This window comes from Chitinophaga parva (assembly GCF_003071345.1).
Lineage (GTDB): Bacteria > Bacteroidota > Bacteroidia > Chitinophagales > Chitinophagaceae > Chitinophaga > Chitinophaga parva.
Map to the genome: position 1 here is coordinate 1,842,192 of NZ_QCYK01000002.1, position 26,035 is coordinate 1,868,226.

General features: G+C 54.4%; 18 protein-coding genes. 14 read left to right on the forward strand and 4 right to left on the reverse strand.

Features of this window, described 5'->3' with window-relative positions; all coding sequences use genetic code 11:
* Positions 1 to 50: 50 nt before the first annotated feature.
* Both DCC81_RS17685 and DCC81_RS17690 read left to right on the forward strand, forming a co-directional pair.
* The gene (locus DCC81_RS17685) at positions 51 to 380 is read left to right on the forward strand and encodes a DUF2281 domain-containing protein (protein ID WP_108687910.1); all 330 of its coding nucleotides are present in this window, start codon (positions 51 to 53) and stop codon (positions 378 to 380) included.
* Complete coding sequence (locus DCC81_RS17690; RefSeq protein ID WP_108687911.1) at positions 380 to 763, forward strand: type II toxin-antitoxin system VapC family toxin; 384 nt, start codon at positions 380 to 382, stop codon at positions 761 to 763. The genes DCC81_RS17685 and DCC81_RS17690 overlap by 1 nt, the downstream gene beginning before the upstream one ends.
* Positions 764 to 834: 71 nt before the next feature.
* Here DCC81_RS17690 and DCC81_RS17695 read toward each other — a convergent pair whose 3' ends face one another.
* The gene (locus tag DCC81_RS17695; RefSeq protein WP_108687912.1) at positions 835 to 2,868 is read right to left on the reverse strand and encodes a M13 family metallopeptidase; all 2,034 of its coding nucleotides are present in this window, start codon (positions 2,866 to 2,868) and stop codon (positions 835 to 837) included.
* Positions 2,869 to 3,054: 186 nt separating this feature from the next.
* Between DCC81_RS17695 and DCC81_RS17700 the strand changes: the two genes are divergently transcribed.
* Positions 3,055 to 4,461 (forward strand): alpha-L-fucosidase, encoded by a 1,407-nt coding sequence (locus tag DCC81_RS17700; RefSeq protein WP_108687913.1) that lies wholly within the window; start codon positions 3,055 to 3,057, stop codon positions 4,459 to 4,461.
* Here DCC81_RS17700 and DCC81_RS17705 read toward each other — a convergent pair whose 3' ends face one another.
* From DCC81_RS17705 to DCC81_RS17715, 3 genes are all read right to left on the reverse strand, one after another.
* Positions 4,462 to 6,402, reverse strand: coding sequence for a lectin-like domain-containing protein (locus tag DCC81_RS17705; protein WP_108687914.1), 1,941 nt, complete (start codon positions 6,400 to 6,402; stop codon positions 4,462 to 4,464).
* Between the two features lie 248 nt (positions 6,403 to 6,650).
* Positions 6,651 to 7,232 (reverse strand): GDP-mannose pyrophosphatase NudK, encoded by a 582-nt coding sequence (gene nudK, locus DCC81_RS17710; protein WP_108687915.1) that lies wholly within the window; start codon positions 7,230 to 7,232, stop codon positions 6,651 to 6,653.
* A gap of 113 nt (positions 7,233 to 7,345) precedes the next feature.
* Complete coding sequence (locus tag DCC81_RS17715) at positions 7,346 to 7,573, reverse strand: CDGSH iron-sulfur domain-containing protein (RefSeq protein ID WP_108687916.1); 228 nt, start codon at positions 7,571 to 7,573, stop codon at positions 7,346 to 7,348.
* 201 nt (positions 7,574 to 7,774) lie between these two features.
* Between DCC81_RS17715 and DCC81_RS17720 the strand changes: the two genes are divergently transcribed.
* From DCC81_RS17720 to DCC81_RS17765, 11 genes are all read left to right on the forward strand, one after another.
* Positions 7,775 to 9,553, forward strand: coding sequence for a glycoside hydrolase family 9 protein (locus tag DCC81_RS17720; RefSeq protein ID WP_108687917.1), 1,779 nt, complete (start codon positions 7,775 to 7,777; stop codon positions 9,551 to 9,553).
* A gap of 101 nt (positions 9,554 to 9,654) precedes the next feature.
* Positions 9,655 to 10,773: a glycoside hydrolase family 18 protein gene (locus DCC81_RS17725; protein WP_108687918.1), complete on the forward strand. Its 1,119-nt coding sequence runs from the start codon at positions 9,655 to 9,657 to the stop codon at positions 10,771 to 10,773.
* A 24-nt stretch (positions 10,774 to 10,797) separates the two neighbouring features.
* On the forward strand, positions 10,798 to 12,030 hold the full coding sequence (locus DCC81_RS17730; protein WP_108687919.1) for a heparan-alpha-glucosaminide N-acetyltransferase domain-containing protein: 1,233 nt from the start codon (positions 10,798 to 10,800) through the stop codon (positions 12,028 to 12,030).
* A 257-nt stretch (positions 12,031 to 12,287) separates the two neighbouring features.
* Positions 12,288 to 14,990: a hypothetical protein gene (locus DCC81_RS17735; protein ID WP_133177704.1), complete on the forward strand. Its 2,703-nt coding sequence runs from the start codon at positions 12,288 to 12,290 to the stop codon at positions 14,988 to 14,990.
* Between the two features lie 288 nt (positions 14,991 to 15,278).
* The gene (locus DCC81_RS17740) at positions 15,279 to 17,264 is read left to right on the forward strand and encodes a GDSL-type esterase/lipase family protein (protein WP_165806627.1); all 1,986 of its coding nucleotides are present in this window, start codon (positions 15,279 to 15,281) and stop codon (positions 17,262 to 17,264) included.
* A gap of 101 nt (positions 17,265 to 17,365) precedes the next feature.
* Positions 17,366 to 17,746 carry a hypothetical protein gene (locus DCC81_RS17745; protein ID WP_108687922.1) on the forward strand — a complete coding sequence of 127 codons (381 nt, stop codon included), beginning with the start codon at positions 17,366 to 17,368 and terminating at the stop codon, positions 17,744 to 17,746.
* A gap of 108 nt (positions 17,747 to 17,854) precedes the next feature.
* Positions 17,855 to 18,004 carry a DUF5989 family protein gene (locus tag DCC81_RS25585; RefSeq protein ID WP_165806628.1) on the forward strand — a complete coding sequence of 50 codons (150 nt, stop codon included), beginning with the start codon at positions 17,855 to 17,857 and terminating at the stop codon, positions 18,002 to 18,004.
* Positions 18,005 to 18,013: 9 nt separating this feature from the next.
* Positions 18,014 to 19,867: a carbamoyltransferase family protein gene (locus tag DCC81_RS17750; RefSeq protein ID WP_108687923.1), complete on the forward strand. Its 1,854-nt coding sequence runs from the start codon at positions 18,014 to 18,016 to the stop codon at positions 19,865 to 19,867.
* A gap of 219 nt (positions 19,868 to 20,086) precedes the next feature.
* Positions 20,087 to 23,107 carry a SusC/RagA family TonB-linked outer membrane protein gene (locus tag DCC81_RS17755; protein WP_108687924.1) on the forward strand — a complete coding sequence of 1,007 codons (3,021 nt, stop codon included), beginning with the start codon at positions 20,087 to 20,089 and terminating at the stop codon, positions 23,105 to 23,107.
* Between the two features lie 36 nt (positions 23,108 to 23,143).
* Entirely contained in the window at positions 23,144 to 24,691 is a 1,548-nt protein-coding gene (locus DCC81_RS17760; RefSeq protein ID WP_108687925.1) for a RagB/SusD family nutrient uptake outer membrane protein, read from the forward strand.
* Positions 24,692 to 24,745: 54 nt separating this feature from the next.
* Complete coding sequence (locus tag DCC81_RS17765; RefSeq protein ID WP_108687926.1) at positions 24,746 to 26,029, forward strand: glycoside hydrolase family 71/99-like protein; 1,284 nt, start codon at positions 24,746 to 24,748, stop codon at positions 26,027 to 26,029.
* The last annotated feature ends 6 nt before the right edge of the window (positions 26,030 to 26,035 follow it).

Below are 26,035 nucleotides of genomic sequence, written 5' to 3' on the forward strand. Positions count from 1 at the left end.
ATTTTTTTAGCAAAAAGAAAAGAAGTAGTTTTGGGTATAATGCAGTTTTTATGACAAACAAAGCGTTAGTTGAAAAAATAGCATCCCTGCCGGCCCCATTAAAAGAGCAGGTAATAAAGTTTGTTGACTTCCTGTTAGCCACAAATATTTCCCCTTACGCATCCCGGGAAGCATCCACCACCGTTAATGATTCCGGTGCGCAGTGGGGTGTTAGCAACCCCCTGGATCTTATACTTTCCTTTTGGTCCCAGCAGCAGCGCCAGGAAGCGGGCGCCAGTACAGATGCAGCAAATATTCGCCCTGCAGGGCTGGCAAAAGGCCTTATCAAGATGGCCCAAGACTTTGATACCACCCCTGATGATTTCAAAGATTATATGTAATGGCATTACTCCTGGATACCCACGCATTGATCTGGTTTATTACGGATGATGCAAACCTGCCGGGAAAGGTACGGCGTAGCATATCGGATATGAACAACCGGTGTTTTGTAAGCATCGTCAGCCTTTGGGAAATAGCGGTTAAAAAAAGCCTTGGGAAGCTGCAGCTGGATATGACGATCGGGCAGCTTAGCAAGGTCATTGCGCGCAGCGGCATTGGCATCTTGCAGATCTCGCCTGCCCATATCAGTTGGTTGTCTACGCTGGAATTTCATCACCGTGACCCGTTTGACCGGTTGATCATTTCGCAGGCCATTGTGGAAGGGCATAAGATCGTTTCAAAAGATGCGCATTTCCCGAAGTATACTCCGGAGGTGATGTGGTGATCGCTTAAACGGAAAAAGAGGCTGCGTTTCATGATGCAGCCTCTTTTTTTTGTAAAAATAGTTATACTCCCTTACCAAATCCTCACCCGCAAACTATCCGCCAGGTACATCTTATCCCCCGGCTTCACATTGAACGTCGCATAAAACGCATCTACATTCTGGAAGGGCCCGTTCACACGGAACCGGGCAGGCGCATGCGCGTCTGTGAGCGTCTGGTTGCGCAGGTATTCCTGCGTGCTGCCCATCAGCCAGCCGAGGGAATAGCCCAGGAAATAACGCTGCGCAGGAGAGAGGCCTGCAATGCTGTCGTTATCCTTGAATTGTTTTGTTTTCTGGAACGCATCCCAGCCCAGTAAAATGCCGCCCAGGTCTGCAATGTTCTCGCCCATCGTGGCCTTGCCGTTGATCTTAAACGTATCTACCACTACAAAGCTGCTGAACTGGCGGTCTATAAACGCTGCGCGCTCTTTGAAGTGCTGCTCATCGTCCTTTGTCCACCAGCTTTTCAGGTTGCCTTTTTCATCAAACTGGCGGCCTTCATCATCAAAGCCGTGCGTGATCTCGTGGCCAATGGTGGAAGCGCCTGCGTAACCATACACCAGGGCATCGTCCAGCTGTTCGTCGCGGTAGCCGGGCACGGTGAAGATGCCCGCCGGCAATACGATCTCGTTGTTAGACGGGTTGTAATACGCATTGTAGGTCTGGGGCGTCATGTCCCATTCATCGCGGTCTACGGGCTTGCCCAGCTTATTGATGTTGTAGCGCACCCAGAAAGCGTTTGCGTTCATGAGGTTCTGCACATAATTGTCGTGGGTGACTTCCAGGGAAGAAAAATCTTTCCACTTGTCCGGGTAGCCTACTTTCTTTTTGATGGCGGCCAGCTTCACGAGGGCTTTCTGCTTGGTGCTGTCGCTCATCCAGGTAAGCTGCTGGATGCGGTGCTTGTAAGCATCACGGATGGCTTCTACCAGGTCTTCGTAGCGTTTCTTGGCGGTGGCATTAAAGTATTCTTTTACGAATAATTGTCCCAGCAGTTCGCCCATGGCGCCTTCTTCCTTGCGCAGCACCCGCTTCCAGCGCGGCTTACGTTCTTTAGCGCCGGTGAGCAGCTTATTGAAGTTAAATGCTTCCACGCCATAGGCATCCGGCAGGGCTTCTGCAAATGCGTCAATGAGGCGGAAACGCAGCAGTGCTTTCCACGTATCCAGCGGGGTGGCGGCCACTTGCTGGTTCAGGGCTTTGTAGTATTCCGGCTGGCCTACGATGATGGTGTCTATCCGGGATGCGCCCAGTGTTTTGAAGTATTGCTCCAGGTCCAGGCTGGGCGCCATTTTATAGAGGTCTGGCGCCTTCAGCATGTTATAGTTCTTGTAAGGATCGCGCAGGTCTTCCCGCTTGCGGTGCACCTTGGCCAGGCTGGTTTCCAGGGCCAGGATGTTGCCGGCCTGGGTAGCGGCAGTTGCTGCCGGCATGCCGCTCATGGTAAGGAAGTGGGTGATCAGTGCTTCGTAACTGTGCAGGATGTGCAGGGAGGTGCTGTCTGTTTTCAGGTAGTACTCGCGCTCCGGCAGGTACAGGCCACCCTGCCAGGCATGCATGGCTTCCACCTCGCTGTTCTTCTCATCCTGCGATACGCCTACGCTCAGCATGGTGCTGGCGCCAATATTGTCCAGCTGCGCCATGGCGTCCATGAGGGAATGCGTGTCGTGGATGGCATCTATCTTTTTAAACCAGTTGTCCAGGGGTTGCAGTCCTTTGGCTTCAATACCGGCACTGTCCATGGCGGCATGCCAGAAGTCGCCTATTTTCTGTTGTTTGGTGCCCTTGGCGGCATGGGCGGAGTCGGCTTCCAGGTTGATGGTCTTCAGGCGCTTCAGGTTCTCGTTCACTACCAGCTGGCCTATGCCCCAGCTGCTTTCTTCGGCGGGAATGGGGTTGCGCTTTATCCAGCCGCCATTGGCATACTGGAAGAAATCATCTGCCGGGCGTGCGCTGCTATCCAGGTCTGCTGCCAGGATATCTGCCTTGCCACGGTCTGCAGTGGTGGAAGTATGGCAGGCGGCCAGGAGGGCGGCGCCGGCCAGCAAGGTATAGACGTATCGCATGAATAGATTTTTGTTGCTGCTAAATGTACCCCGTTATTTTAGTCCGGCGCACTGAATTTTGAAGAGCGGTAATGATAGTATTTTGATTGTTTACGATACTAATTTTCAGAAGCTTTTTAAATGCGGGGGAAGATGTGTAACATTGGCTCCGGAAACCGGACCAACCAATAAAAACACTATTTCGACATGAAGATCATTTCCCGCATTTATCAGGGTATCCTGGCTATTACCCTGTGTGCCGCCACACCCGCACTGGCACAGCAAAGCAGCAAGCCTTTGCCGCTGGACCAGTTGCAGCAGCAGTTTGAAGACCTGCGCTTTGGCATGTTCATTCACTTTAACATCCCTACTTTCTTTGACCAGGACTGGCCTGACCCGGACGCATCGCCGGCCATTTTCAACCCGAAGAAGCTGGATACCAAGCAATGGGCCCGTGCCGCACAGTCGGCCCACATGGGGTATGCGTGCCTGACCACCAAGCATCACAGCGGCTTCTGTATCTGGGATACCAAGACTACGGATTACAACGTGATGCACAGCCCCCTGAAGCGCGACGTGGTGAGGGAATATGTGGATGCATTCCGTGCGGCGGGCATTAAACCCTGCCTGTATTATTCCATCCTGGACACCCATCACAAGATCCGCCCCGGCTTCATTACCCGCGCAGATGTGGATATGATCAAAGCACAACTTACGGAGCTGCTGACCAATTACGGCGAGATCCCCGCGCTGATCATAGACGGCTGGGATGCGCCCTGGTCCCGCATCTCCTATGATGCCGTGCCTTTTGAAGAGATCTATACCCTTATCAAAACCCTGCAGCCCAACTGCCTGGTGATGGACCTCAACTCTGCCAAGTACCCCGCGGAAGCGCTGATGTATACTGATATTAAATCGTATGAACTGGGTGCCGGCCAGCGGATCTCCAAGGAAAGCAATAACCTGCCTGCGCTTACCTGCCTGCCCATCAATGACGCCTGGTTCTGGAAAACCAGCTTCCCCACGCAGCCGGTAAAAGATCCTAACATGCTGGTGAATGACCTGCTGAAGCCTTTGAACAATGCTTACTGCACATTCATCCTCAATGCCGCGCCTAACCGCGATGGTCTCATAGATGACAATGCCCTGGCGGCTTTGAGCGCCATTGGCAAGGCCTGGAAGAACGAAGGCCCCGCGCCTAAACTGCCCCCGCACGTGGCGCCCATCATCTCCCACAATATTGCCAAGCACCAGCCGGCAAACGCCAGCTACAGCGATGACATGAACATCATGGACTTTGGTACGGATGATAATTTCCATTCCGCCTGGCAGTCCAATAGCATTGTGAAAGCGCCGTGGTACGAAGTGGTGTTTGATAAAGATGAAGCCTTCAACGCCATTGCCATTACCGAAACCGGCAATCATATCAGCGAATACCGCATTGAATATTTTGAGAACGGTGCCTGGAAACCCTTGCTGAGCGGGCATGATACCAACCGCGTGAAGATCCACCGGTTTGACCGCGTGTACGGCGGCAAGGTGCGCATCCTTATCGACAAGTTTGATGAAGCACCTGGCATCTGTGAGTTTGGCGTGTATAACGAAAGAAGATAATTAACGGACCAATACCACCGCTCCCTGGCGGCTGAAACGCCTGCCCGTGTAGTCTGTCCCCTGTATCATCCATACATAGGCAGCTGCATCGGCAGGCTTTCCTTTTATGTTACCATCCCAATAGCCATGCAGGTCCTGTGTGGAAAATACCAGTTCCCCCCAGCGGTTCCACACCCGGAAGAAATCGATCTGCGGTACACCGGCTGCAATGGCCTGGAAGTAGTCGTTATGCCCGTCCCCATTGGGAGAGAAGGCTGTGGGCACATAAAACTCCGGGCCTTTGTAGGCTTTAATGTGGATGGAGGCTTCATCCTGGCAGCCTTCGGGTGTTACCACCATGAGGGTGTAGGCCTGGTCTGCATTTACAATGGCCACCGGGTTGGCAATGGTGGGGTCACTGAGCCCCGTGGCAGGGTACCAGCTATATTTTGTGCCGGGCGGGTTATCGCCATGGCTGTACAGTTGCAAAGGCTGGCCCATGGCCACCAGCGTGTCTGCGCCGGCATCCGCCTTTACATCCAGTACGGCCACCTGGGCCACAGGTGCATTGGTTACACAACCTTCATTGCTTTCGGCTGTAAGATGCACGCTGTAGGTCCCGGCCTCCGGGTAGGTGTAGCTGGGTTGCTGGCCGCCGGTCAGCTGGCCGTTGCCCAGGTTCCAGGTCCAGGATTGTATGGGAATGGCAGGGGTAAGGTTGATGCCTTCAAAGCCCGCGGCAGAGCCCAGGCACACGTTGCCCGTATTGATGCTCACTTGTGGCGTGGGGGCTACGTGCAGTGTTTTAGTGGCGGTGGCCGCACAGCCCTGTGCAGAAGTTACACGGAGCGTTACGGGATAATCGCCGGCAGTGGTGTAGGGCGCCTGCACGGTTTCCCCGCTGCTGGTGGCGCCATTGCCCCAGTCCCACGCCCAGGTGGCCGGGGTGCCTACGGCCAGCGCAGAGTGATCTGTAACCTGCATGTCCGAACCAGTGCACAGCATAGTTGGTGCAAAGTCCGGCTCGGGATAGGACCCAATGGTGACGGTGGTTTTCAGCGTATCGCTGATGCAGCCGCTGTTGTCTTCGATCACAAATTTTACAGGATACTGGCCGGCAGCGGGATAGGTGTGGGCTGGCGGTTGCGGGCCGGTATAGGTGGTGCCGTCGCCCAGGTCCCAGTACCAGCGGGTTACGGTGCCAAAGGAACTGGAGCTGTTGTTGAACGTAACGGGTGTGCCATCGCAGAGGTTTTGGCTGGTGTTGAAGGCAAAAGCGGGGCGCAGTGCGGCGCAGAACTGCTGCACATTGGTAGCGCCGCCGGTAGACCCGGCAAAGCCCCAGTATACGCTGGGGTCGCCGTTGAAGATGTCTGCCACCAGGTCTTTGGTGAGGGTGAGGCGCTGTGCGTTGTCTACGCTGATCACCAGTGTTTTCGTAGGCGCGTCCCAGTTAATACGCAGCAGGTGCCACTGGCAGTCCTTGATATTATTTACCCCATCTATCACCTGCACAGGACCGGCCAGGTTGCCGGAGCTGGCATGATCTGTAAGACCGTCCATCTGGATGGCCAGGTGGTCAAAGGAGGGGTCGTTTTCATCGGCATTGGAGTAGGTGTCTATCAGCACGCCCAAAGAAGGGGTCACCCCTTTAAACCCAAGCCCCTGGCCGCTTGCGCCCAGGCTGGTGCCCTGCGTTTGCAGGATAAAGGCAATGCCATCCGCTCCATTGGGATCGCAGCCCAGGTTCACATCAAATACATAATTGAAGGATTGACTGAGGTCGATCTTATTCTTGTTCCACACGGTACCGCTGGCAAAATTAGTTGCCGGTGTAAGCTGGTAGCAGTTGCAGCTTTGCTGTGTGGCGTTGCCATTCAGTATGTAAGGCTGTTGGGTCTGTGCATGCAGGGGCAGCTCCATAGCGCACAGGAAGGCAAACAGGCATAGTACTTTTTTCATGTATCGTTTTGCGCTCAGGGGTGGTCAATTTCCACAAACAATTTCCAACATCCGGGAAGTCAAAATACAATCATGTTCACCTGTGGAATGCCGTAAAATTAATATTGGAAACAGTGCTCCGGGAAATGATCCGCGGGGTAAGATAGAAAAACGCGGTCTAAGTTGAGTGGAAATTTTGCGCGTTTGGTGTGGAAATTTTACACTTCCAGGAAGGCAGATGTTTATGTATGCAAAGTTTGTTTTATTTGTCAAACTAACTGGTGAAGGGCCGCGTATTGCAGCAACATAATGGTCTTGGCGTCTTTGATACGGCCATCGCCGATCATCTCCAGGGCCAGGGTAGCGGGCATTTCCAGCACTTCTATGTCTTCCTGTTCCTGTTCAATACCGCCGCCGGGGTGCACTTGCATGCTGTGGTCATATTCCGCCACGAAGAAGTGCAGCACTTCGGTAACGCTGCCGGGCGACATATACGCTTCAAAGATCTTGCGTGGCTGGTGCACGCGGTAGCCGGTTTCTTCTTCAGTTTCGCGCACAATGCAGGTAGCGGCATCGTCCTTATCCAGCAGGCCGGCGCAGGCTTCTATCATCATGCCGTTGGGATTGCCGTTGATAAAAGTGGGCAGGCGGAACTGGCGGGTGAGTACCACCGTTTTACGTTCCCGGTTGTAAAGCAGAATGGTGGCGCCATTGCCGCGGTCGTAGGCTTCCCGTTGCTGGATCTGCCAGGTGCCATCTGCTTTCTGGTATTCGTAGATCACCTTTTTAAGGGTGTACCAGTTGTTGGAAAGAATTTCGGTGCCGGTGATCTTCACGCGTTCGTTTTGCATGGCTGGAATTTTAATGGGGATGAGGTGCTATTTAAAAATAACGAAAATACCGTGCCGGCGATGTTAAAAAAAAGCCCTGCCGCTTATCCTGTTGCGGCAGGGCTGGTGTTGCATTATGCCTGCTTTTTGGGCGGCAGCTGGAACGCAACGGCATCGTGCTCAAAGTGGCCTTTGTGCGAGCCGTCACAAAAAGGTTTGTTCTGCGACATGCCGCAACGGCAGAGGGAAACCACATCGCGGCCGTTCAGGTCGTATGCTACGCCATTGCGGTCCACGATCTCAAAATCGCCCTCAATTTTCAGTGAACCATTGTTGTTTACGGTGATCTTTGTACTAGCCATTACCATTTTTGATTGAAGAGCAAAGGTAGCGCATTCAGTACTTTTTTGAAACGGAGTAGGCAATGTTGAAAAAAATTACTAGGTTGGAATCCATTTTCCTGGCCCGCTACCACACTACGACTCTTTACAGCAGGACAATAGAATTGTTTTTCACAGACCGGCGCCGGCCTGGCGCTATAGCTATTCAAATAATTAAGACCAATGAAGACATTATGTACACTCGTACTGTTTGCGTGCTGCGGCTGCACTGCAATGGGGCAGCAGGTTTATGTAAACCAGGTAGCTTTTGAACAACACAGTCCCAAACACGCGGTGGTAGCGGCAGACGACAGTATGAAAATTGACAGGGCCTTCTGGCTGGAGGCGGCGGCCACCGGGGAAAAGGTGCGCAGTGGCGTGCTGGAAGCGCCACAGCAGGTCCCTGAATGGCGCCCACATACAAATTTTTACGTGGCTGACTTTTCCACCCTGGAACTTGCCGGCACTTATGTGCTCAAGGTGAAAAAAGGTAACATGGTTACCAGCTCCGCTCCGTTTTCCATTGGCCCCAATGCGCTTACCGCACAGGCCATTCCCGCCATCCTGCATTACTATAACAAGCAAAAGGCCAATACGCCCGAAGAATGGGCGGCCGATGCGCATGCGCAACTCTTTGGCAGTAATAAGACGGTGGACCTGCGCGGTGGCTGGTGCGATGCATCCGGTGATGTAAGCAAGTATTTTTCCCACCTGGCCTATGCTAATTTTATGTCGCCCCAGCAAATTCCACTGGTCACCTGGTCCCTGCTGAGCGCCGCGGAAAGCATGCCCAACCTGCTGCACCGCTGGGGCGTGGAAGATTCCATTAACAACGAGGCCATGTGGGGCGCGGATTATATCCTGCGTGATCTTTCTGACTCCGGGTACTTTTATATGACGCTTTTCACTTACTTTAAAAAGGATCCGAAAGCAAGAAGGGTGGTAGGCCTGCTGGCCAATAGTGTAACCACCAATGACTACCAGTGCGCCTTCCGCGAAGGCGGTGGTATGGCCATTGCTGCACTGGCCCGGGCTGCGCGCCTGCACGTGCACGGCGATGCTACCAATGCAGAATACCTGGCCGGTGCTGAGCGGGCCTTTGCCCATTTGCTGGTGAATAACCTGCGCTACTGTGATGATCACAAGGAGAACATCATTGACGATTACTGCGCCCTCCTGGCTGCCACGGAATTATGGATCACTACCAATAACCCGGATTACGGGAATGAAGCCCGCAAACGTGCGGCAAACCTCAATGCCCGCATGAGCGCAGCCGGCTATTTTATAGCAGATGACGGCAGCCGCCCTTTCTGGCCCGCGTCTGACGCGGGTATGCCCGTGGTGGCCCTGGCCCGCTACCTCAGTATGGAAAAGGAACCGGGAGCACGCAGGGCAGCGCTGGCCACTATTAAAAAGGCATTGGACTACAACCTGCGTGTAAGCGCCGCCGTTAGTAACCCGTTTGGATATGCGCGCCAGTCGTTCCGGTTCAAAGGCACGGTGAAAGACGGTTTTTTTATCCCGCATGACAATGAGACCGGCTGGTGGTGGCAGGGTGAGAATGCCCGGCTGGCATCACTGGCCACGGCCGCCATTGTGGGCGGCAGGCTGGTATACCCGAATAGCGGTGAAAATGCCCGCTTTGGCGTAAAGCCCGCCCTGGCAGCATTTGCGGCCAGCCAGGTGTCCTGGGTCCTGGGATGTAACCCGTACAATATGTGTTTTATGTACCAGTTTGGCCAGCACAATGTGCCTTACATGCATTCCAATTATGGGCATGGTTCTGAAAAAGGAGGCGTGTCTAACGGCATTACCGGCAAAGACGGCAACCCCGACGGCAGCGGCATTGATTTCAAGGAAGAAGCGGAAGGCAATGAGTGGCGGTGGACGGAACAATGGATCCCCCACGCCGCCTGGCTACTGCAGGCCCTTGCTGCCATGGCAGACGGACAGGAAAAATAATTCTTGCAGCGGGGCGATGAGAAACGCTGCTCCGCTGTCTCTTTTTAAAGAAGGCGGTCCACGCGCCGGTTATTTACTAACGACCACCAAAACCTGTAGGTATGTTCAACAGACGATGGCCGCTTTGCATGCTGGCGCTCCTTTGCCTGGCGCTGCAGCCTCCCGGCCGTAAAAAACACCAGAAAGTGATCATCGGCTATGTGGGCGGCTACAAGGGCCTGGCCAATACTTACAATATTGCGGCGGAAAAGCTCACGCATATCAATTATGCGTTTGTGAACGTGCAGCATAACCGCGCTGTGCTGGGTAATGAAGCCACGGACACGGTGAACTTCCGCAATCTTAATGCCCTCAAACAAAAGAACCCCGACCTGAAACTGATGATCTCCATTGGAGGATGGGCCTGGAGCGAAAATTTCTCCGATGCGGTGCTCACGGACACGTCGCGCAAGGCGTTCGCCGCCAGCGCAGTGGACATTGTGCGCCAATACAAGCTGGATGGGGTGGACATTGATTGGGAGTATCCCGCCATTCCCGGTGAGGAAGGAAACATCTACCGCCCGGAAGACACGCATAATTACACGTTGATGTTCCGCGACCTGCGGGCCAGCCTGGATTCCCTCGAAAAGGAAGTGGGCAGGCACCTGTTCCTTACTTGTGCAGTGGGCGCCTCCAAAGACTTTGTAGACCATACAGAAATGGGCCAGGCAGCGCCTTACCTGGATTATGTAAACCTGATGACCTACGATAATTATGGCGGCCCTGCTGCCGGGCATCATACCAGTTTATATCCTTCCAGGGCATATGCGGGACATGGCTCCGCGGATAGTACCGTACAGTGGTTCACCGCGGCGGGCGTGCCTTACAACAAGCTGGTGATGGGTATTGCGTTTTATGGCCGGGGCGCCATCGTGGCGGATACGGGCACCCGTGGCCTGGGAGATGCCACTGTGCGCAACACAAGAGCCGGTGGTTATACTTTCCTGAAAGACAGCCTGGTAAATAAGAACGGCTTTAAAGAATTTCATGACGGGGAGGCCAAAGCCTCTTACCTGTTCAATCCCACTACGCATACCTTTATCAGCTATGACGATGAATGGTCGGTGAAGAACAAGTGCGAGTATGTGCTTACGCATAATATGGGCGGCGTGATGTTCTGGGAATATGACTCCGACCTGAAACTGTACCTGCTGAACCAGATCAATAAAAGCCTTCCCTGATCTTTTTCCCTAAATCAAAACCGCATGCAGACAACCATAACAACCCCGGGAGATGTAGCTGCAGGTGCCGTGCGCGCGCCTAAACAACGCATTGTGTCCATCGATATCCTGCGCGCCCTCACCATGGTGCTGATGATCTTTGTAAATGACCTGTGGACGCTACAGGGCGTGCCCCGCTGGCTGGAGCATACCGCGGCCCGGGAAGACGGCATGGGCCTGGCGGATACGGTATTTCCCGCATTCCTGTTTATTGTAGGCCTTTCCATTCCCTATGCTATCCAGCACCGGAGGTCAAAAGGAGATAACCTGGGCCGGTTGTTGTGGCATATTGTGTTGCGCACGGTGGCGCTGGTGATCATGGGTACTTACCTGGTTAATTCAGAGGAGTTGAATGCGCAGGCTACCGGCATGTCGCACCTGGTGTTTGATGCGATCGGGGTTACCTGTTTTATTGTTATCTGGAATACGTACCCTGATAGCTGGAGTAAGGCAGCTGTGCGGGTTTTGCAGGCAGTGGCACTGGCAGTGCTGGTGTACATGGCCTGGATCTTCCGCGGTGGGCCGGATGGGGATGTGCACCGTTTTGAGCATTCATGGTGGGGTATTCTGGGGCTCATAGGCTGGTCTTATTTTGCAGGGGCTACGGTGTACGCGTTGTCTAATGATAGGATCGTGGTAAACCTGGCGGTATGGGCGCTGATGCTGGGGCTTTGCATGGCGGAGCACGCGCATGTGTTGCCGCGGGAGGGGTGGTTCCGTCCTTTGATCAGCCCCCTGGGAGAAGGCGGCCTTACAGCTTTGGTAACAGGTGGGGTGGTGATCTCCCAGTTGTTCCGCCGGTTTATGGCGGTGGGAGCGTGGCGGCGCATGGTGCCGTTGTTCCTTTGCATAGCGTTGGTCCTGCTGGGTGCGGGTTTTGGCGTGCGACCGCTGGATGGTATTTCCAAAATTCAATGTACGCCCAGCTGGATATTGATCTGTAGTGCAATTACTATTGCCATGTTTATGCTGGTGTTTTACCTTACAGATATTTTAGGCAAAGGCGGGTGGTTTGCATTCATCAAAACCGCCGGCACGGATACCTTGCTTTGTTATCTTATGCCATATTACGCTTATTGCGTGTTCCTCACGGACGTACGCCTGCCGGATGCGCTGGTGACGGGCGGCGTAGGCTTATTGAAATCCGCTGTTTTTGCTTTGTTGATGGTGCAATTGGCCAGGCTGCTCACGAAAGTGGGGGTGAAGGTCAGGTTGTAAAAGATTGTCGTGGAAGAGGCGCCTTTTACGGCGCCTTTTTTTGTTGCCTCCATCGTGCGGCTGCACGGCGTTTACCGCGGATGATGCTGATCCAGCTTTAGCTTTTCGTAGCGTTGGGAATACTACCATATAGGCCAGCGCAAACGTGCGTGTACGCCGGTTAAGTGTCATCCCTACACGAGCCACCAGTGCCAACTTCCGCAAAATGAAATCGGGAGAATTGCCTATATTACGTGTATATTTGGGCGGTCCACGGTATGAAAAAACTGATCTTGATCCTTTTCCTTGTCCTTTGCAGCAGGATGTTTGTGCAAGCGCAAGCCTACGGTCTCGCGTTTGCCAGCCACGAGTCGGTGCAGGAAAAAAGAACCTCCCTCAATCTCACGCCCAACGAGCCTTTCCGCCTCCGCCAGGTTTCCGATCTTTCCTTTGACCTGCAGTTTGCCACCTTCCGCGAAATTTATTTCGGCTACGTGGTGCGTATCATTTTTAACAACAATGAGAATGTAGACCTCGTGTACAACGAGATCACGAAGCAATTTAATTTCCTGGTAGGAGAGCACCTCGCTGCCGCTTTTAGCATAGACTCCATGCTGCTGTACCGGCAGTGGAACCACCTGCGCATCCAGCTGTCGCCCCAGGACCACAGCGCTGCTATTTTCTACAACAATAAAAAAATGGGGGCAGCCCAGGGCAAGCTGGACGCCAATTCCAGCTGCCGCATTTTCTTTGGCACTAATAATTTTGAAGGCTATCAAACGGTAGACATTCCGCCCATGAGCCTGCGCGACGTAACCTGGTGGGAAGACGGGCGGGCCCGCAATTGCTGGCCGCTCAATGAAAGCACCGGTACCCAGGCCAAAGACAGCCTCCAGGATAAAACCGCTACCGTGGCCAATCCCGGCTGGATGCGCCCCAGGCACCAGAACTGGGAACTGGCGGCCTCCCTGCAGGTGCCCGGCCGCGCCAGCGTAGCGTTTGACCGCAATAAGGAAATGCTCTACATCGTGTCGGCAGATTCTGTACTGCAATTTTCCTTTCACAATATGCAGCTGCGCAACAACCCTTACGCAGAACACCAGGATACGCTGATAGCCGGCAATCAATCCGTTTTTGATCCCTTCCGCAACAAGCTGTATAATTTTTATATCGACGAAAAAAAGGTAAGTACTTACGATACCGCGGCCCGCAAGTGGGACCAGCACTTCAATGCCAGAGGCCTTACACTGTACTGGCAGGTCAATAAATTTGTAGGGGCAGATACTGCACTGTACATCCTGGGCGGTTACGGCTACCTGCGTTATAAAAACGGGGTGCAGCGCTATTCCCTCACGGACCATACCTGGGATTCCCTGTCTGTAAAGGGAGACCGCTTTACGCCCCGCTACCTGGCGGCCCTGGGCGCCAATACCGCCGGCGATACGGCCTACATCCTGGGCGGTTACGGCAGCAGTACCGGCGACCAGGTGGTAAATCCCCGCCACTACTATGACCTGCTGTCGTTCAGCATTAAAGACCGCTCCTTCAAGACCATTTACCACCTGAAAGAGCCTGGGGAGCAATTCTGCTTTGCCAACAGCCTGGTGATCATCCCCGGCACCCGCACTTACTACGCCCTCATTTACCCGAATGATAAATTCAATACGAACCTGCAATTGATCAGCGGCTCCCTGGACAAACCGGAATACAAGCTGCTGGCCAATGCCATCCCCTATTCTTTTTACGATATCCAGTCTTTCTCCGATCTCTATTATTGCCCGGATAGTAAAAAATTAGTGGCAGTAACGCTGTACAACGATAAGGCCACCAACCTGTCTGCGATCAAGGTGTACACCATCGCTTTTCCGCCCAACCAGTTGCCGGTGGTAACACCCGCTGCGCGCCTGCCCAAAGCCTGGTGGGCCTGGCTGGCCCTGCCGCTGGCGGCAGCGGTGTACTGGCTGTTGCGCAGGCGTGGCCGGAAAGCACGGCTGGTAAAGGGTTTACAACCGGCCCCCCTGCCGGAAAGGGCTGCCCAGCCCCAACGTGCAACAACGCAGGTACCCGTGGCACCAGGTCATAACATTGTTTCCGCGGAAAGTGCAGCTGCTGGTAGCCAACCGGCAATGGCCGCTGCCCCTTCCGCAGCCAACAGCCAGGCAGCAATCGCCGCCGCCCCGGTTGTGACAAACAGGCAGGCAACGCGCACCGCTCCCGTGGAGGCAAATAACGTAGTGCCGTCACCGTTAGTAATGCCCGCTACGCCGCGCAGCCATATTTATTTCTTTGGCCAGTTTGAAGTGACGGACAAGGAAGGGCAGGACCTCACCCGCCTGTTCACTCCTTTATTAAAAGAGCTCTTCCTCATCATCAGCATTCACACCCTGCGCTCCGGTAAGGGCATTCCCGCGGAAAAGCTCTATGCCACCCTTTGGCGTGACAAGTCTGCCAAGGAAGCCCAGAACAACCGCTCCGTGAATATGGTGAAGCTGAAAGCCATCCTGGACAAACTGGGTCCCTGCAATTTTGTGAAAGAGGCCGAGCGCTGGAGCCTGCACTACGACAAGGACCAGATCTGCATGGACCTGGCCACTTTCCTCCGCCTGGCCCAGGAGCCGCGCCCGTTGCAGCTGGAGCAGGTGACCGCCCTGCTGCACATCCTGCGCCGTGGCCCGCTGCTGGCCGATACGGAGCTGGAATGGCTGGAAGACATCCAGTCTGCCATTGCGGACATGGCCATCAGCACCCTTACGGATGCCATCTCACAATTGCCGCACGACCCGGAACTGCTCATAGAAATAGCCAACTGCATTTTCCTTTTTGACCCGGTGAACGAAGAGGCCCTCCGTGTGAAGTGCCGCAGCCTGGGTGTGCTGGGCCGCCACTCCATGGCCAAGGCTGCCTTCGACAAATTTGCCCGTGAGTACCACCACATGTACGGGGAAGACTTCCAGCATACTTTCCACGAGGTATTCAGTTAAAGGAATTACCAACCAACAATTTTCAACCGCAACCAACTTCCAGCTCTCCATGCAGGGGCGCCGGAAGCCGCTTCCCTTCCGTTTGATATTGGGAACTGGTTATTGAAAATAGCCGCTCCTTTTTCTTTGATATTGAAAGTTGTTTCCCGGAAATTATGCGCCCGGCGCGCCATTAGTGCTTAATTAGTGCTGTAATTAGTGCGGCACTTTTAATTTGCGGATATCATCCACATTATCCACGTTATGAGTGCTAAAGCCGAGGTACCCGTTTCCCACAAGCGAATCCGATTGTTTAAATTCATTGGCCTCCTGCTGCCCCTGCTGCTGCTGTTGCTGCTGGAAGGCGGGCTGCGCCTTTTCCATTACGGGCAGGACCAGCGCCTGTTCATTACCGCGCCGGAAGATGCACGCTATTTTGTGATGAACCCCGATGCCGCAAAGCAATACTTTCCCAACCAGGAAATAGCCACCACCGGCAACCATGAACTGTTCCGCAAGGAAAAAGACCCCAACACCTGCCGCATTTTTGTGCTCGGCGAATCGACCACCATCGGGTATCCTTACTTCCACAACGGATCATTCCACCGCTGGTTACAATACCGCCTGGCGCACACCTACCCCAACAAAAATTTTGAGATCATCAACGTGGCCCTCACTGCTGTAAACTCTTACACGGTATTGGGATTTGCCAGGCAGGTAGTGCATTACCAGCCGGATGCCGTACTGATTTACAGCGGGCATAATGAGTACTATGGCGCCCTGGGTGTGGGTAGCACGGAGCAAATAGGCGGCAGCCCTACCCTGGTGCATACTTTGCTGGCGCTGCGCCAGCTGCGGGTGGTGCAGTTGTTTACGAGCGTGTATGAAGGCCTGGTAAAGAAAATACAATCCGGCCCCAAAGATGGTAAGGCCCGCATGGAATTGATGGTGGCGCAGCAGCAGATCGCCTATGGAAGCGACCTGTACCAGCGGGGTATAGACCAGTTCAAAACCAATATGGACGCCACGTTGCAGGTGTTTGAAAACGCCGGGGTGCCGGTGTTTGTGAGCAACCTGGTATCCAATGAAAGGGACCTGCCCCCGTTCATTTCCCTGCCCGTGGACAGTGCGCGGTACCCCAATTTCGGGCCCCGCTTCCGCGCCGGCATGCAGGCCCTGGCCGCGGGCGACAGCACGAACGCGCGCACTGATTTCCAACTGGCGGAGCAGGCATTTGCACAAAATGCGGACTGTAATTTCTACCTGGGCAAACTGGCGCTTTGGGCGCACGACAGTGCCGCGGCGCCTGCCTTTTTTGCCCGGGCGCGGGATATGGACGCCCTGCGCTTCCGCGCACCGTCTGCCATGAACCAGGTACTGGCGGCGGTGTGCGCACAGCACCGGCAGGTGCACCTGGTAGATGCCTACCAAGCCTTTGCCGCGGCCAGCGCCGCCGGTGTGCCGGGCAATAACCTGGTGCTGGAGCATGTGCATCCCAACCTGGATGGCTATGCCTTGCTTTCTGATGTGTTTTACCAGTCCCTCCGCCAGCAGGGCATCCTGCCGGCACCCTCCGAGCCGGAAATGACCCTGGCCCGGCTGCGTACCAGTATGCCCGTTACAGTAGTAGATTCCCTGGCCGGGGCTTACAAGATCGCTAACCTGGAACGCAGCTGGCCTTTTCATGGTGCTAACGCAAACGACTCAACGAAGGTAGAGGGGGAAGTGCCGGAACTGGCCTATGGCCTGGCTTTCCGCCACCTGTCATGGGGGGAGGTGATGGACCAGCTGTATGCAAAGTATGTGGCGGATGGCGACCTTCCGGCGGCGGCCCGCATTGCGGAAGCCCGTGCCCTGGAATCGCCCACGGATGCACGCCTGGCCCTGCTGGCGGCCAACCTGTACGGGAAGATGGACCGGCTGGCGGATGCAGCCTTTTATTTCCGCCAGGCATTTAATATGGCCCCGGATTTTGAAACTGCCAGGAATATTTTCGTAATTTATCTGAAACAGGACGAGCCGATGAAGGCCATGCCTTACCTGGACTATGCCATGGCCCATAACGACCGGGGCATGAACCTGGCGCCGGTAAAACAATTTGCCACCGCCGTGATCCAGCTGCAACTGGCCGCCCAGAAGTCGCCCCAGGATGCAGCCCTGCTCAAGCAGATTGCCACCAAGTATTACCAGATGGGGAATACGGACGGTGCGGTGAAATACCTGGAGCTGGCCCTGAAGGCCAGTCCTGCGGATGTGAGCCTGCAGCACATGCTGGCGCAGCTGAAGAAGGTGTAGCGCGGGAGATCGTACAAGGTGCACGGTACAGGTATGGTACCTTGTATACCGTGTGAAGTGCATGGTACAAAATGTTCAACGCACCTAAATTATCTTACGTTATGAAAATGGAGATCACCAGGAAACAAAACACTGAGATCGGGATGATTGCCGCGGGCATTTGCCTGGTACTGGCTGTAACCAGGCACCAGTGGGGATTTGCAGGGTGGGCGCTGGTATTGCTCCTCGTTTCCCTGGTGCTGCCGGTGCTCTTCTTTCCCATTACCTGGTGCTGGTGGCAGGTGGCACGGTTACTTGCCGTGGTGAATATGCGTATCCTGCTCACGCTTTTATTTTTTATATTGGTAGTGCCGGTGGGTTTATGGCGCCGGTGGCGGGGCCGTGACAGCCTGCGGTTGCGGGCATTCCGCCAGGGCAGCGGCTCGGCGCTGGAAGTGCGGGAGCATGTGTATACGAAGGAAGACCTGGTGCATACTTTTTAATAACCGTTAAAAGTGAACCGTTAACCGTTGATTGTTTCGGGTTGACCATTAACCGTCAGCACAATCATGAGCGATTAACAATTGACCTTTAACCATTAACTTTCATTAATGGAATTTCTCTCCGAGCTTTGGCTTTTCCTGAAGACGCGCAAAAAATTCTGGCTGCTGCCTTTACTGGGGCTGCTGCTGCTTTTGGGCCTCCTGGTGGTGCTTACCAGCAGCTCCGCGCTGGCATCTTTTATCTATACCTTATTTTAAAGATCTCCTTTGGCCAGCATTATCCTGGGCATTGCCGCCTTTTATCATGACAGTGCGGCCGCCCTCATTATAGACGGGAAAATTGTAGCCGCTGCGCAGGAAGAACGTTTTACGCGTGTGAAGCACGACGCGGCGTTCCCGGTGCAGGCTATCCGCGCCGTGCTGCAAACGGCGGGCATTGCGGCAGATGCGGTTACGGCCGTGGCTTTTTACGACAAGCCATTCCTCAAATTTGAAAGGCTGCTGGAAACTTACCATGCTTTTGCCCCCAGGGGCTTGCGCAGTTTCTTGACGGCTATGCCGGTGTGGATCAAAGAGAAGCTGTTCATGCGCCGGCTGCTGCGTAAAGAGTGCAAGGCATTAGGCCTGCCGGCCAACGTGCCCCTGTATTTCCCGGAACATCATTTATCCCACGCAGCCAGTGCATTTTATCCATCACCTTTTAAGGAAGCCGCCATTCTTACTATTGACGGCGTAGGGGAGTGGGCCACTACCACCATCAGCAAAGGCGTTGACGGACAGATACAATTGCTCCGGGAGGGAAAATTCCCCCATTCCGCAGGGCTTCTATATTCCGCTTTCACTTACTTTTTAGGATTTAAGGTGAATAGCGGTGAGTACAAGCTCATGGGCCTGGCGCCGTATGGCCATGCAAACAGCCCGGAGACAAAGGGTTTCATGAACCTCATCAAAACTACGCTTACAGATATACGGGAAGATGGTTCCCTGTATTTAAATATGGACTACTTCGATTTTGCCACCGGCCTTACCATGGTGCAGGCTTCCAGATGGGAGCGGCTCTTTGGGATGGCCCTGCGCAAAGCAGAAGATCCTATTACACAACAGCACATGAACCTGGCCATTGCCATCCAGCAGGTCACGGAAGAAATAGTGATAGCACTGGCCCGCACGGCCCGGCGGCTTACGGGCTGCAAGCACCTGGTAATGGCAGGCGGTGTGGCGCTCAATTGTGTGGCCAATGGCAAGCTGGCCGGCCTTCGTATTTTTGACGACACCTGGATACAACCCGCCGCCGGCGACGCAGGTGGAGCCCTGGGGGCGGCGCTGGCCGTGCATTACATTGCCGCTGCGCAACCCCGGGAGATTATGCGGCCAGACAGTATGCAGGGCGCCGCCCTGGGGTCTTCCTTTACCAGCCTGCAGGTAAAAAGTATGATCCTGCAATATGGCGCCACGGCCCGTTGTATGGAAGATAGCGCTGCGCGCAATGCCTATGTGGCGCAACTGCTGGCCCGGGGCAAGATCGTGGGCTGGTTCCAGGGGCGTATGGAATTTGGCCCCCGGGCGCTGGGCCAACGCAGCATCCTGGCCGATCCGCGCCGGGCGGAGATGCAACAGCATTTAAATGTGCAGATCAAAGCCCGGGAAGGCTTCCGCCCGTTTGCGCCGGCAGTGCTGGCTGCCGATGCAGCACTTTATTTTAATACGGCGTTACATAATCCGTACATGCTTTTTGTTAGCCCGGTGCAGGCCAGCCAGCGCCGCCCCGAGCCGGAGGGATATGCCAACTGGAATTTGCAGGAACGCCTGCACCATGAACGTTCCACATTGCCTGCCGTAACCCACGTAGATTACTCCGCCCGTGTGCAAACGGTGGATGCAGGCGTACATCCTGTGTTTCATGCCCTGCTTACCGCTTTCAAAAAAGAAACAGGATGCCCCGTGCTGGTGAACACTTCTTTTAACGTAAGAGGAGAGCCGATCGTGTGCACGCCGGAACAAGCGTACCTGTCCTTTATGCGCACGGGTATGGATGTGCTGGTAGTGGAAAATTATGTCTTCCTGCGGGAAGAGCAGGCGCCCACGAAACCGGTCCCGGACCCTGTGTTTGGGGATGATTGAGGCACTAATTTCCCCTAACGCAGTGCTAACGTTGGCATTAATCCGGCCACCTTCCGGGGTTAATTCCATTAATTGTTTGATAACTAACATATTGCTCCTGAAATTAATTTCCATTATTCTTCAAAATTAGCGCTCCCGTTAGTCCATTATTAGCCCATTCATTAGGCCGTTCCGCCTTACTTGCACCTATTAATTTTATCAATCGAAACAATTCCCGTTATGAAAAGATTACTTACGCTGATATTATTGGCGGCGGGGGCTATGCATGCATATGCCCAGCAAAGACCATTGATCAGGGGCAGGGTAGTGGACGAGAACAACAAGCCCTTACCCGGCGCTACGGTACGTTTGAAATCCACTAACACGTCCGTGCCCACTGACTCCGCCGGTAATTTCCAACTTTCTCCCGGCGACCAGACGGCACCGGTGCTTACCATTTCTTTTGTGGGATACGCTTCGGCAGACTACACCGTAGGTAGCCGCAGCTTCGTGGAGGCACACCTGCAGCCAGACCTCCGCAATCTCAGTGACGTGGTGGTAGTGGGCTACGGTACCCAGCGCAAGCGCGATGTGACCGGCGCCACTTCTACCGTGAAGGCAGACGAAATTGCCAAGCGCCCGCTTACCCGCGTGGAGCAGGCCTTGCAAGGCACTACCTCCGGCGTTACGGTGGCCAGCACCAGCGGCCAGCCGGGCGTGGGCCTGAGTGTACGCATCCGCGGGGTGAACTCTATCACCGGTTCCAATGAGCCGCTGTATGTGATAGACGGCTACATTGGCGGCAGCATTGAGTCGCTCAATCCCAACGATATTGAATCGCTGGAGATCCTGAAAGATGCTTCTTCCGCTGCGATCTACGGTTCGCGCGGTTCCAATGGCGTGGTGCTCATCACTACCAAGAGCGGCCGCGAAGGCAAGCCCAAAGTGGATTTCAGCTCCTGGTTCACCAAGAGTGAGATGCCGAAGGAACTGAAGCTGATGAATGCATACGACTTTGCCCGCACGGTGAATGCACAGTACGCCGCTTCCGGCCAGCCCGCAGGCTTCTCCGATGAACGCCTGGCAGAACTGAAGAAAACACCGGGCACCGATTGGCAACGCGAACTGCACACCAAACCTTTGTCCCAGAACTTCCAACTGGGTGTATCCGGCGGTGCGCCGAATGTGAAGTACCTCTTCTCCATGAACTACCTGGATCAGCCGGGCCTCATCATCAACCAGTACTATCGCCGCGCCACCCTGCGTTCCAACGTGGATGTGCGGATCAATGACAAGATAGACCTGAAGGTGAACGTTGCCGCCGTGCTGCCCAAGAACCGCAACACCCAGTACCCGGGCGACCTGGTGGACCCCTTTACCCAGGCCACAGAATGGGACCCTACCACCCCGGTGCGCGACCCTGCCACGGGTAAGTATAACCTGAACGCCCCTTTCGCTTCCATCCAGATCAACCCGGTGGCGCAAGCGGCCAACCAGGCAGTGGACGTAACATCCACCGATGTAACGGGAACGGCTACACTGAATTACCGCATTATCCCGCACCTGACCTTTACGTCTACCAATGCATATGAACTACAGTATTCCCTTACCCAAAGCCTCTTTGGTCCCGAAACCAGCGCAGGCCTGGCCGGTAAGGACAACGCCTCCCAGAACACCAACCGTTTCCGCTCATACCTGAACAGTAACTTCCTTACCTATAAAAATACCTGGGGTGATCACAGTGTTACGGTAACGGCCCTGTATGAACAGCAGAACCGCCTGAACCTGGCTACCGGCGCCAATTCCAACAACCTGGCCTCTTACTCTCTCGGTTACTATAACCTGGGCCTGGGCAAGGTGCAGTTTGCATCGTCCGGCTACTGGCAGGATGCACTGCAATCTTACATGGGACGTGTGAACTACTCTTTCAAAGACCGCTACCTGCTCACCGCCGCGGTACGTACAGATGGCTCTTCCCACCTCACCGAAAAGTACAGCACCTTCCCCTCCCTGGCATTGGGCTGGAGCGTGATCAAGGAAAAGTTCATGGAGAACAGCCGCGTGTTCTCTGACTTTAAAGTACGCGCCAGCTATGGCATTACCGGCAACCAGGCCGTGGCACCGTATGGTACCATCCAGCAGATCCTGTCTAACACGCCCTCTGTGTCTGTGCCTAACTATTACTGGGGTGGCACGGTAGCCGCAGTGGCCACACCTTTTGGCGGCCCGGTGGCCAGCTCCCTCAAGTGGGAACGCACTACCGCGTATGATGCCGGTGTAGACCTGGCCTTCCTGCAGAACCGCCTTACCCTGAGCGTGGATGCTTACCTGAAACAGATCCGCGACCTGCTGTATAACTACCAGGCGCCTTTCTATAACAGTGGCCAGCAATATGCGCGCAACATTGGTTCTATTGATAACAAAGGCCTGGAGTTCGCCATGGGCGGTACGCCGGTGCTGGCCCATAAATTTAAATGGACCACGAACCTTACCTTGTCTTTCAACCGCAACAAAGTGGTGGACCTGGGTGGCCTGGACAACGTAACGGCCAGCAACATTGGCTCGCCCCAGCAGAACCTCGTGATCCTGAAAGTAGGCCAGCCCCTGGCCCAGTTCTGGGGTTACAAATTTGAAGGCACCTGGAAAAATTCTGAAGCTGCGGAAGCTGCCAAATTTGGTATGAAACCCGGCGATGCCAAATACCAGGATGTGAATGGGGATAACAAATACACCTCCGCCGACCTGCAGACCATTGGTAACGGTACCCCCAAATATTCCTTTGGCTGGATCAATGACCTGAACTACGGCGACTTTACCCTCAGCTTCATGTTTGCCGGTACGCATGGCAATGACATCTTCTCCCAGACCCTGGCCTATACCTGGGGTGGATTGGGCGACGCGCGGAATGCCACTACGCAGGAAGCACTGAACATCTGGACGGAAAAGAATGAGACCAACAACCCGACCTTCAGCAAAACGTCTGCAAACTTTATCAACAGCAGCCGCTTTGTATATGATGCCAGCTACATCAAACTGAAGAACCTCGCCTTTACGTACCACCTGCCGGCCAGCCTGCTGCGCCGCGTGAAAGTACGCAGCCTGGATGTGTATGTGAGTGGCCAGAACCTGTTTTGCATTACCCACTATCCCGGTTACGATCCCGAGATCACCAACGCTACCAACGCCCTTACACAAGGCCTGGAAATGGGGGTGATCCCCAACCCGCGCAGCTACACTGCTGGCCTGCGCCTGGGACTGTAATTGATACTGCATTGCATTTTTATTAAAGACATTTTTATGAAACGTAAACATATCATTTTGATCGCCGGGCTGGCCGCCACGCTCTTTGCGGGTTGCCAGAAGCTGACGGAAGACCCGAAAGGCAGCCTCACACCAGGTACCTATTTCAAAACCGTGTCTGACCTGGATGCCGCGGTGACCAGCATTTACACCCAGCTCTCTGCAGATGCGGCTTATGCCAACATCAGCAACAGTACGCCCTGCTTTGGCTCTGACGACCTTTGTACAGATCCCGGCCTCAATAAACTGGGCTTCCGCATTTTTGATGAATTGAATGGCAACTCTGATGCGGACGGCCGCCTGTCCAACACGTGGGAAGGCCCGTGGAAGGCCATTTACCAGGCCAATAACATCATTGCCAATTATGAGAAAGTACAGGGCGATGCAGATGCCATCAAGCATTCCGTAGGCCAGGCCTACTTCCTGCGTGGCTTCTGCTATTACATGCTGGTACGCACTTTTGGCGCCGTGCCCGTGATAGACAAGCCGCTGGATGTGGACGCACGCCCCGCCCGTGATGAAGTGTCTAAAGTGTACGACCTCATTGTGAGCGACCTGAAAACGGCCAACGATTTCCTGCCGCCTTCCTGGAGCGATAAGGAAATAGGGAAGGCCACCAGCTATGCCTCGCACGCCCTGCTGGCGGAAGTGTACCTCACCATGGCGGGCTGGCCGCTGAACAAGCCGGAGAACTATGCGCTGGCTGCGGCAGAATCGCAAACCGTGATCAAGGATAACAAGTACGATCTGCTGGGTGATTACCTGCAGGTGTTCCAGACCAACAATACCGTGGAATCTGTGTTTGCCCTGCAATTCAGCGTGAGCGGCAATGTGCCCCAGCGTACATACGGCTCTTCCTGTATGCCCATTGATGAAATTGCGCTGAGCGGCGCCAGTGGCTGGGACGACTTCTATCCTGAGATCAATTTCTACCTGAATGCGCCCAAGTGCAAACGCAGTGATGAAACGTTTTACACCACCATCAAGCTACTGCAGGCGGATAGAACGTACAAGCTGGTTCCCTGGAATTCCCCGGAAACCCACGCCGGCCACCCGTATTATAAGAAATTCCGTTTAGGCGTAGGCGATGGCATCACCGAAACCGCTACCAGCATTATCAACGCCAATCCTTCTACCAACAAGGCATTGGACATCATCCGCTTTCCCATGGTGCTGCTGAATTATGCAGAAGCATCTGCCATGGCGGCGGGCGCACCTTCCGCAGATGCTTACCACGCGGTGAACCGTGTGCGTAACCGTGCAGGTTTACCCGATCTGCAGGCCGGCCTTTCTGCCGCTGCTTTCCGTGACTCCGTGGTGAATGAAAGGGCCTACGAATTTGCCGGTGAGTTTGGGATCCGCTGGTTTGACATTGTGCGCCTGCAGCTGCTGCCCAAGATCGTAGCGGCACGCAGTGACCTGGAAAACCCCATCCCGGATGCTACCAAGAACAACCCCACGGTATTGGCCCAGAAATACCTGGCGCCCATACCCACCAACGAAATGCAACGTAACCCGCAGTGGACGCAGAATCCAGGCTATTAATACTTTTTGCCATGGCAGGTATGTACGCCTGCCATGGCTTTTTAACCGCATCACATGAAGCAGACATTTTGCTATTTGCTACCCATCGTGCTGATCTGGCTGAGCGGCCTGCCTGTGAAAGGCCAGGTGCGGCACAGCACCCAGACGATGTACCCTACTTACAAAGGCCTTATCATGGCCGGCTACCAGGGCTGGTTCCGCGCCAGGGGCGATGGAAGTGCCACCAGTCACTACGCTTATGGCGATCCGCAACGCAGTGCCATTGACGCCTGGCCGGATGTAAGCGAATATGAAAAAACCTACGAAACCTCTTTTAAACTGGCCGATGGCAGCAATGCCCGCTTTTTCAGCTCCCTGGATAAAAGCACAGTGGACCTGCATTTCAAGTGGATGCAGCAGTATGGGCTGGATGGAGTGTTCATGCAGCGCTTCTTTGATGTAACCCGCCCGGGACACCGCACAGAAGCTACTACCATTCTTTCCAACGCTTTGCAGGCTGCTTCCAGATACAAGCGTGCCATTGCGGTGATGTATGACCTGAGTGGGTTGAAAGGACACGGAGAAGATTGCCAGTTGATCATTGACGACTGGAAGTACCTGGTGGACAGCCTGAAGGTGACCCGCCAGCCGAATAATACTTATTTACACGAAAACGGAAAACCGGTGGTCGTGATCTGGGGCGTAGGCTTCCCGGACCGTCCTTATGATATTCGCAGCATAGGCCTGGAAAAGCTCATTAATTTCCTGAAGAACGATCCCGTGTACGGGCAGTGTACCGTGATGCTGGGCGTGCCTACTGCATTCCGCACGCTGAACAATGATTGCGTGCATGATCCTTACCTGCATACCCTTATTAAACAGGCAGACATGGTGATGCCCTGGATGGTGCAGCGCTTTTCCCCGCTGCTGCACAATGATATGGACCGCCTGCGCGACCAGATCACGGATGATATGGCCTGGTGCAAAGAAAACCACGTGGAATACGTGCCTTGCGTTTGCCCCGGCTTCAGCTGGCATAACCTGAGCACTTTTGCCTTCCCGGACGATGTGAAGCCAGTGGCTTCCATTCCCCGCCAGGGCGGCCGCTTTTACTGGCAGCAGCTCAGCACCGCCATCCGCGCGGGCGCCGGTATGATCTACGTGGCCATGTTTGATGAAGTGAATGAGGGTACCGCTATTTTCAAGGTGACCGACAACCCACCAGTGACCAATACAGATGTTCAATTCATGCATATGGACAAGAAACCTTCGGATTATTATCTTTGGCTTACCGGAGAAGCAGCCAGAATGCTGCGGAACGAGCAACCATTAAGCACGGAACTACCACAGCGTCCTTAAAAAAAA

Coding starts and splice junctions, on each gene's coding strand:
- DCC81_RS17685 (WP_108687910.1), top strand. CDS start 51: ATGACAAACAAAGCGTTAGTTGAAAAAATAGCATCCCTGCCGGCCCCA.
- DCC81_RS17690 (WP_108687911.1), top strand. CDS start 380: ATGGCATTACTCCTGGATACCCACGCATTGATCTGGTTTATTACGGAT.
- DCC81_RS17695 (WP_108687912.1), bottom strand. CDS start 2,868: ATGCGATACGTCTATACCTTGCTGGCCGGCGCCGCCCTCCTGGCCGCC.
- DCC81_RS17700 (WP_108687913.1), top strand. CDS start 3,055: ATGAAGATCATTTCCCGCATTTATCAGGGTATCCTGGCTATTACCCTG.
- DCC81_RS17705 (WP_108687914.1), bottom strand. CDS start 6,402: ATGAAAAAAGTACTATGCCTGTTTGCCTTCCTGTGCGCTATGGAGCTG.
- nudK (WP_108687915.1), bottom strand. CDS start 7,232: ATGCAAAACGAACGCGTGAAGATCACCGGCACCGAAATTCTTTCCAAC.
- DCC81_RS17715 (WP_108687916.1), bottom strand. CDS start 7,573: ATGGCTAGTACAAAGATCACCGTAAACAACAATGGTTCACTGAAAATT.
- DCC81_RS17720 (WP_108687917.1), top strand. CDS start 7,775: ATGAAGACATTATGTACACTCGTACTGTTTGCGTGCTGCGGCTGCACT.
- DCC81_RS17725 (WP_108687918.1), top strand. CDS start 9,655: ATGTTCAACAGACGATGGCCGCTTTGCATGCTGGCGCTCCTTTGCCTG.
- DCC81_RS17730 (WP_108687919.1), top strand. CDS start 10,798: ATGCAGACAACCATAACAACCCCGGGAGATGTAGCTGCAGGTGCCGTG.
- DCC81_RS17735 (WP_133177704.1), top strand. CDS start 12,288: ATGAAAAAACTGATCTTGATCCTTTTCCTTGTCCTTTGCAGCAGGATG.
- DCC81_RS17745 (WP_108687922.1), top strand. CDS start 17,366: ATGAAAATGGAGATCACCAGGAAACAAAACACTGAGATCGGGATGATT.
- DCC81_RS25585 (WP_165806628.1), top strand. CDS start 17,855: ATGGAATTTCTCTCCGAGCTTTGGCTTTTCCTGAAGACGCGCAAAAAA.
- DCC81_RS17755 (WP_108687924.1), top strand. CDS start 20,087: ATGAAAAGATTACTTACGCTGATATTATTGGCGGCGGGGGCTATGCAT.
- DCC81_RS17760 (WP_108687925.1), top strand. CDS start 23,144: ATGAAACGTAAACATATCATTTTGATCGCCGGGCTGGCCGCCACGCTC.
- DCC81_RS17765 (WP_108687926.1), top strand. CDS start 24,746: ATGAAGCAGACATTTTGCTATTTGCTACCCATCGTGCTGATCTGGCTG.